This is a genomic window from uncultured Cyclobacterium sp. (genome assembly GCF_963976465.1).
Taxonomy (GTDB): Bacteria; Bacteroidota; Bacteroidia; order Cytophagales; family Cyclobacteriaceae; genus Cyclobacterium.
On record NZ_CAXBOC010000269.1, the window covers coordinates 1 to 7,543 of the forward strand.

General features: G+C 37.6%; 5 protein-coding genes and 2 pseudogenes. 1 reads left to right on the plus strand and 6 read right to left on the minus strand.

Annotation, left to right across the window (positions count from 1 at the left end; all coding sequences use genetic code 11):
- A pseudogene (locus AAC037_RS14950) lies at nt 1-583 on the minus strand (hypothetical protein); the annotation flags it as partial.
- Nucleotides 584-883: 300 nt separating this feature from the next.
- Between AAC037_RS14950 and AAC037_RS14955 the strand changes: the two are divergent.
- Nucleotides 884-1,714 carry a phytanoyl-CoA dioxygenase family protein gene (locus tag AAC037_RS14955; protein ID WP_339903737.1) on the plus strand — a complete coding sequence of 277 codons (831 nt, stop codon included), beginning with the start codon at nt 884-886 and terminating at the stop codon, nt 1,712-1,714.
- A 28-nt stretch (nt 1,715-1,742) separates the two neighbouring features.
- On the opposite strand, the gene AAC037_RS14960 is transcribed toward AAC037_RS14955, so the two are convergent.
- The 5 genes and pseudogenes from AAC037_RS14960 to AAC037_RS14980 form a co-directional block, all read right to left on the minus strand.
- Nucleotides 1,743-3,053, minus strand: a complete 1,311-nt coding sequence (locus AAC037_RS14960; protein ID WP_339903738.1) for a DEAD/DEAH box helicase — start codon at nt 3,051-3,053, stop codon at nt 1,743-1,745.
- A gap of 143 nt (nt 3,054-3,196) precedes the next feature.
- A complete protein-coding gene (locus AAC037_RS14965; protein WP_339903739.1) occupies nt 3,197-3,778 on the minus strand; it encodes a DUF4136 domain-containing protein in 582 nt (193 codons plus the stop codon).
- A 368-nt stretch (nt 3,779-4,146) separates the two neighbouring features.
- Nucleotides 4,147-5,798: pseudogene (locus tag AAC037_RS14970) on the minus strand (ribulokinase).
- A 276-nt stretch (nt 5,799-6,074) separates the two neighbouring features.
- The gene (locus AAC037_RS14975; protein WP_339903740.1) at nt 6,075-6,584 is read right to left on the minus strand and encodes a hypothetical protein; all 510 of its coding nucleotides are present in this window, start codon (nt 6,582-6,584) and stop codon (nt 6,075-6,077) included.
- A gap of 511 nt (nt 6,585-7,095) precedes the next feature.
- Complete coding sequence (locus AAC037_RS14980) at nt 7,096-7,494, minus strand: hypothetical protein (protein ID WP_339903741.1); 399 nt, start codon at nt 7,492-7,494, stop codon at nt 7,096-7,098.
- Between the last annotated feature and the right edge of the window lie 49 nt (nt 7,495-7,543).

Below are 7,543 nucleotides of genomic sequence, written 5' to 3' on the forward strand. Positions count from 1 at the left end.
CTGCGGGGTTGTAGCCCCGGGAGTACCAATTGAACCAACCCTTATTATAAGGTCCCCAATGGTGTCCCCAAACTTCCCCAAATTGGATGGTATCAAATATTAGAGTGATAAACCCAAGTTCTGCCAATCTTCTTGCATGAGCTTGGTAATTTACCTTTTGCCCATGAGAATGACCGGAAAGATAAATTACAGTTGCCCGAGGCTTAGAAATATTGTCGGGTACATAGAGGTTTGCAGGAACAAATAAATTGGGAAGGGATTCATAGTAAAATTTTTCAATGTGAAATCCTTCTTGTTGCAATGTACCTTGGAAGTAAGTTTTGGGAGGGTTTCTTTCTTCCTCCAAATTGAAACCCATCATTTCTATAAATTGATGGTATTTTTCAGGGCGAATTGTGTTCCATTCTTCCAATGAAAGGGAGTTTGAAGAAAAATTTTCAGTCAATCTCTTGGCCTCTTGGTTAAGGTAATGCATGATATTGTTAGAAGGAGTAGGTTCTTTGACAGTCTTTGCTACATCTTCATTACATGAACAGGTTAGTATAATAAGAAGTCCTAGAGACAGAAAGTTTAAATTTTTCATTTTTCTAATTTTAATGGCGAAGTAAGATAATCATAGGATTTTTTTTAAGCCAATGGTTTTTAATATTGATTAGAATTTGAGAGGAAAAACCAGTCAATATTTACATTTTACTTGATTATGAAGCGAAATAAAGGGATATTGATAAAGGTTTTGTTGGCTTTAGTGGTAGTATTTTTTTACTTGACCACCTAAGTGTATGGAATTTGGTTGGGAAATGATTAACCCTCAGCGTTAATTAAACTGACTAGAGGCCAATTTGAAATCTAATATAATCATAAGCATATAATTGTTGATAATCCTATGAAATTGACTGATGAACAAATTGCCCAATACCATAAAGATGGCTATGTACTTGTAAAAGGGTTTTGTACTCAGCAAGAGACCGATAAGCTTTATAAAGTTGCTATAGAGGATGAGGCAATGGGCAAAAATGCCATGGACCTGAATGACCAATCGGGCATGAAAACCAAGCTTTCTTTATGGTTTAAGCCGGGGAATGATGTGTTTGGCTATTTGACTAGGAGTAAAAAAATGGTAAATGCTGTGGCGCAATTGCTGGAAGGAGAAGCGCCCGTATGCCATTTTCATTCCAAGTTAATGCAGAAAGAGCCCAAAGTAGGAGGGGCATGGGAATGGCATCAAGACTATGGCTATTGGTATAAAAATCAATTTATGTTTCCTGATCAGTTAATTAGTGTAATGGTTGCCTTAACAGAGGCGAATAAGCAAAATGGCTGTTTGCAGGTGATCAAAGGCTCTCATAAACTTGGCAGAGTAAACCATGGATTTGCCGGTGAGCAAGTTGGGGCTGATATGGTGATGGTAGAAAATGCCTTAAAAACCATGGAACTTGTCTATTGTGAAATAGATCCAGGAGATGCACTGTTTTTCCATAGCAATTTATTACACAGGTCTGCGGCCAATCTTTCGGACAAACCCAGGTGGTCCATCATATCCTGTTTCAATTCCCAATCCAATATTGCCTACAGTGAGACTTCAACCGCTTGGAAAGAGGCCATAGATCCTATACCAGATGAAGCCATATTAAATTGGGAAGCGGATTCTTTATCTCAGGCAGACTTCCTTAAAAAGGAAGATGACCCGGCATTAAAAGACACAGGCTGGGAATAATTGATTCTTAGGGGGGGAATTGATTCAATCAGTTGGCCACTTCCATTTTTACTTTCAGCTTTTTTAATTTCTGATTTTGGGTATTGTTAAGTAGGTCGTCTACTCTTTCTGTAGGGATGGCTACGTAACTGGCATTATCAAGGATATTGATCATGCCTATTTCATTGCCTTTCAAGCCTCCTTTTTTGGTGAAGAACCCAACGATATCTCCCTTACTCACTTTGTTTTTCTTCCCTACACTCACATAAATACAAGTCAAAGGGGAAGGTTCAGGGGTTTTTAATTCTTGCGGAAGTTCGTATTCCGGTAAATTACTGTCTACATAATCCGGGAAGGTTTCCTCATGAGCAAGCAGCAGATAGCTTTGTCCTTCGGCCATCATTCGCGCCGTTCTACCATTTCTATGAACAAAGGCATCTTTTTTTGGAGGCAATTGATAATGGACAATATGCTTGATTTCAGGTATGTCCAGACCTCGAGAGGCAAGATCAGTGGCAATCAATAAGGAGTGTGTGCCGCTTCTGAATTTTATCAGGTTTTTTTCTCTATCAATTTGTTCCATGCCTCCATGCAATACCACATGCTCAAAGCCAAAATCAGTTAAGAGTAGACTGATGCGGTCTACAGCATCCCTATGGTTACAAAATACCAATGTGCTTTCCTGACCAAAATCTGAAACAAGACGCATAAGGCTGTCTATTTTTTCTACACTTGAGGTCCTTACCAGTTGTAACAATAAAGTCAATACTTCACCTTCTTTCAGAAAATTTACTTTCTCGTAAGTCTTAAAAGGCAGGAATTCTGGTAGGGTATTGAGGGTAAAATACTTTTGTTCCTCCGAAAGGTCTTTGAAAATCACGCTTAATTGCTCATGAAAACCAAACTGTAAGGATTTGTCAAATTCATCCAAAATGACCAAGTCTATGTTTAAATTTGATAGATTACCTTTCTGAGCATGCTCTGAGAGCCGTCCCGGGGTGCCTATAATCACTTTTGGCTTTTCCATTAATCTGTTCTCTTCCGTTCGCATGGAATGACCTCCATAGCAAACACAAGCATGAAAGCTTGTCTTCAATGATTTGAAAACGTCAGTGATCTGCAGAGCCAATTCTCTAGAAGGAATGATGATCAATGCAGTAGCATCCGAGGTGGAGGCCTCCAAGTGTTGGACCATTGGAATAAGGTAAGCAAGGGTTTTTCCGGAGCCTGTAGGGGCCAATAGCATGATGGGAGCATCTTCAGAGGCCTTCTCCATAAATTCCAATTGCATTTTATTGAAATTTTTTAATGAAAGCCTTTCCAAAAAGGTTTCCTTACTTGTCTGCTTATTCTTATCCATGCTACAAAGATAGGGATAGGCAGTGAGACAAGAGTGTTTTATACGAATAATTTAAAAAATGACAGTCTGTAGATGATAAATACAGGCAGACTGTCATTGCTTATTTTGACAGCGTAAGCAAATAAAAGGCTCGCAATTAGCGGTTAATTTCTTGTCAATATCTTGAACTGATCCATTACCTTATAGGTGGCACGGGTTAGATCAATGTGGATATTTGGTGAGTTGTAATCAAAATAGGCTGAAGTATATCCTTGCCAAATGGTGTTTCCTTTTTTATGGTCAATTACCAAAACAACTAGCATTCCGTCATTTTGCGTATACTTAATGGCATTGTAATTTTCACCCCTTTTTTGTCTTTCAAGACTATCCAAAACAGATTCCTCAACCAACTCTATTCCCTGCTTTTTTAACCAATAGTCAAAATTTGGTTGGTTGTATCCTCTGTACCTCACTTCACTCATGTAGAGTTTGTGGATGATTAAAAGATCCGGATTTTTATCCCTTTCCCTAAACCCTTGAGATCCCAAACGTGAAGAAATGGATTTTTCAATAATTCCCGTAAAATCTCTGTCGTTTTTCCCTTCTTCAGCTACAAATCCAAAAGTTTTGTACTTTTTGAAAGCTCCTTTGTAGTTGTAATCGTATTCGGCAATAAAGTCTCTTTGTGACAAGCATGCTGAGTTAATAATCAGTATGGCGAAGATTAAGTAATTGAAGTTTTTCATACATTTTTCTTGAAAAGAGGTGAAGCAATAGGTTTGTGTTTTAGTGAAACAAGTGAGTTTTATTTTTCAAAACATAAAACTGGAATTTTAAAATAAACTTCAGAATAGGATTTTTGTTTAGGGTTTTATTGCTAAAAACTGAATTAATGTTAATGAATTTCAATATAAAATGCAAGCTTTTTGTTTCATATTGCTTAAACTTATCTGGTTGAATGTTAATGATCTATACAATCCCATTTTCAAGATAAACCCTAGGTAAAAATGGTGCTTAGCGAAATCGTCAATAGAAAAAATAGGTAGAAACAAAAAATGGCAAGCCCAAAGGCTTACCATTTTTAATATACAGGAATTGAATACGTTTTTACTTATTAGCTATGTTTTTCAATAAAGTCACCCAAAGACAGGTACTTTTCATATTTAGTTTGATAAATAGCAACTTTTTCCGGATTTGGCTTATAAACTTTATCAAAACCATTGCCCATAGCTGCTATGGCTTCGGTTACGCTTGGATATATGCCCGCTGCAGTAGCTGCATAAATGGCAGCACCCAAGGCCGGAGCTTGTTCTGATTTAGCTTCTTTAATGGGCATATTCAGCACGTCTGCCAAGGTTTGCATGACCAAAGATGATTTTTTTGCAACTCCCCCTAAGCCAACTACTTGTTCAATTTTCACCCCTTCTTGCCTAAACCTTTCGATAATCCTTTTTGATCCAAAGCAAATACTGTCCACTAAAGCCTTGAATACATGGGCAGCACCTGAGCCCATGTCAAGACCTTGAATCGCTCCTTTCAAATTCTGATTGGCATCGGGTGTTCGTCTACCATTGATCCAGTCCATTGCGATTACATCTGTATCTTCAGGGGCTATTTTCTGAGCTTCATTGGACAGGGTTATGATTAAATTCTTTTCCAAAAGGTTTATCGTTTCCTCTTTTACGGCCTCTTCCATAGTAGCATTTTTTATAGTAGTGCTGGCAGGTTTAAGCAATAACTGGACAAACCATGCAAGGACATCTCCAAAGGCTGATTGCCCGGCTTCTAAGCCAATTTTTCCCGGGATAACAGATCCATCTACCTGTCCGCAAATTCCTTTTACCAACTTATCTTCCAGTGCTTCATAAGGACTCACCATGATGTCACAGGTGGAGGTGCCCATTACTTTGACAAGGGTACCTTCATCTACTTCTCCTCCGATGGCGCCCGCATGGGCATCGAATGTTCCAACAGCTACGGGTATACCCTCTTCTAAGCCTAGATTTGAAGCCCATTCTTTTGTCAATTCCCCGGCAACCTGATCAGATGTATAGGTTTCTTGGTAAAGCCTGCTCTTAAGTTTTTTCAAGCTTGGGTCAAGTTTTTCTAAAAATTGTTCCTCCGGCAATCCTCCCCAGCTCTCATGCCACAAAGCTTTGTGGCCTGCAGCGCAGCGACTCCTCTTAAAATTGACAGGGTCAACGCCGCCAACCAGGGTGTAGGTTAGGTAGTCACAATGCTCCATCCATGAATAGGCAGCTTCTGCTACTTCTTTGTCCGCTCTGACAATATGTAAAATCTTTGCCCAAAACCATTCTGAAGAATAAATTCCTCCTTCATATTTGGTGAAATCTTCTCCTCCCCATGTCCTTGCCAAATGATTGATTTCATCCGCTTCATTGATAGCCGTGTGGTCCTTCCAAAGAATCATTTGGGCATTGGGGTTTTCTGAAAATTTATCGGAAAGTGGCCGGAACGATCCACAGGAAGGGGTGATGATCCTGTTGTGTCTACGCAAATACCTTTGACCTGAGTTTTGGGTATGCCGGACTTTTTCATAACAGCATTTACAGTATATGAAAGCCCTTCAAGATGATCTAAAGGATGTTGTCTAAACTGGTTTTTTACCGGATTGCAGTATTTACCTGCTTTCCAGCGCGGATAGATGTATACTTCAGAGGCAAGGGTTACACCATCACGGGTGTTGACCAAAATGGACCTGACAGAATCTGTTCCATAGTCTACACCCAATACGTAATTGTCCATAGTGATTATTTTGGATTGTTAAATAGCGAGAATCTAATGAAGACTTGAAATAGAAGATAGAATTGTTTAAGAGTGCTTGAAATACTTCTGAATGTAACATTCAAGGACCAATAAAGCGAAGGCCTTTTTTAAATTTAATAATTCATAAAAAAAGTATTCTTGACAAATTCCATAACCCGTTTCAAGTTTGATGTAAAAATATACGGAAAAAATGGAAAACGGCCCATTCAAACTTATAAAAAAAGAGTACTTTGGCCACAATTTTGGATCAGCTGATTAAACGTCTTCAGCTTCATGCCAAGTCTGGATTTCTAATATTTTATTATCTACGGTTTTGATGGCCATATGGTATTCGTAAGTTATAGATTTCAATGTTTTGCTATCCAATGCAGAGAATATTGTCCAAACCAGTGTCCAGTCTCCCTTCAAAATACCTCGATTTACGCGTACACTGGTAAGTTTAGGATCACTAAATGAAAGGTGGTTTAAGTGGTTGTGCTTTGATTTCCAATGAGAAATCTCTTCAATAGAATCGTGAATAGAATCCGTATTGGTATTTATACACTTAAAGTCAGGATGGATAATTTCATTGATATAATCATAACTTTCCAATTGAAGCCCTTTAAGGTATTTTCTAATCAATTCCTGATCATTTTGTTCTTCGGGATTTTTAGTTACCGGAGGGTTTCGACCTTCCACATTCTTTCCCACCTGCTCTTCGTATTTGCTTGAATACAAATAGCCGGGTAGAAATGCAAGTGCTAAAGAGTTTTTTATGTTGGTCATCTTAGGTTATCAATTTTAAAAGGGTTATTTAAATTGATATTTTTATAGGTGATAGTAGAAACTTCCCCCTATTTATTATTCTAGTTACAATAATACGAATAAAAAATTCAATTTTTATGGTTTGTAAGATGATTTTTAGTAATAGAGTAATGGATTATCTCAAACTTAATCAGTACTTTAGTTAGTATTTTATTCCTAACGAAGAAAAATTGAATTCCTTTTATGGAATGATTAGGGAAAAGGGAAGGTTGTGCCTTTCTCAACATTATAGATTGGGAGAGGGGTATAAAAAACACCTCTTATTAAATCCAAAATAGGCATTAGCCTTCTATGACCTGCTGAATTCGCTTCAATATCAGCCACTTCTTTGCAGTTTTGAATTTCACCATAGCGTTGCTATGCTAAAATCTCAAATAACCTGAATTTATTGCGATTGCAACCCCTGTCAAGAATTATATTGCATAATGCGGTAAATAAGAGGTGTAGTAGAGGTAATTATGATTAGATGAATCTATTTTGTTGCTGCCATTTCATTAATTAATAAAGCGTTCCATTTATGGATCAAAGGCCATTCTCCCGATAAATCAGAATTTTTTTCACCGTCAAAGAAACACAAATGGGACTTTTTTACAGCTGTCTCCTTTTGATGGACTATTAATACTAAACTATCGATTACTTCCCCTCTATTTGAACCTTTTCCTATATGATGATTTTGTTTTTGAAGGTCAATATGAGAAATATAATCCGTTGAAATCAATTTAAATTTTATCTCAGCTTCCAAATTCATATAGAGCAACTTGTGCTTTCCGGTGTCAAGACCGATGGCATAAGTTCCACGCCAATAATCTAAATTGTCCATTACCAAGTCTTGCCTATTGGCTTCATCCATAAATTTTTGTTGCTTGGACAATTAAATTATTATTTTCGACTGTTGGAAATGAGTTTGAGTTGCTTTTTTT

Coding starts and splice junctions, on each gene's coding strand:
- AAC037_RS14955 (WP_339903737.1), top strand. CDS start 884: ATGAAATTGACTGATGAACAAATTGCCCAATACCATAAAGATGGCTAT.
- AAC037_RS14960 (WP_339903738.1), bottom strand. CDS start 3,053: ATGGATAAGAATAAGCAGACAAGTAAGGAAACCTTTTTGGAAAGGCTT.
- AAC037_RS14965 (WP_339903739.1), bottom strand. CDS start 3,778: ATGAAAAACTTCAATTACTTAATCTTCGCCATACTGATTATTAACTCA.
- AAC037_RS14975 (WP_339903740.1), bottom strand. CDS start 6,584: ATGACCAACATAAAAAACTCTTTAGCACTTGCATTTCTACCCGGCTAT.